This window comes from Mesorhizobium sp. M2E.F.Ca.ET.209.01.1.1 (assembly GCF_004010375.2).
Lineage (GTDB): Bacteria > Pseudomonadota > Alphaproteobacteria > Rhizobiales > Rhizobiaceae > Mesorhizobium.
Map to the genome: position 1 here is coordinate 1 of NZ_SADP02000591.1, position 345 is coordinate 345.

Annotated in this window: 1 protein-coding gene; it reads left to right on the plus strand. The window is 62.3% G+C overall.

All coding sequences use genetic code 11. The annotated features are described in order from the left end of the window. Positions 1 to 93: 93 nt before the first annotated feature. A partial coding sequence (locus tag EN852_RS37040; protein WP_189546498.1) for an FAD-dependent monooxygenase occupies positions 94 to 345 on the plus strand: 252 nt, incomplete at its 3' end.

Consider the following 345-nt stretch of genomic DNA (forward strand, 5'->3'; position numbering starts at 1 on the left):
CCATTTCATACATATGGCGCACAAGGGGCTTGCGGCAAGACCTGGCTGTTCCCGTAAAACCACGACCCAAGTTAACCGAAACGGGAGTGGCGAATGCCGGAATTGTTGCCAAGAGGCCAAGTAGGTCGGGACCGTGCAGTGGTGATCGCCGGAGGCGGTCCGACCGGGTTGATGCTGGCTGGCGAACTCGCATTGGCGGGCGTCGATGTGGCCATTGTCGAGCGGCGGCCCAACCAGGAACTCATCGGCTCGCGAGCGGGTGGCCTGCACGCACGCACCATCGAGGTACTCGACCAGCGTGGAATTGCCGACCGGTTCCTGTCACAGGGACAGCTATCGCCGTCC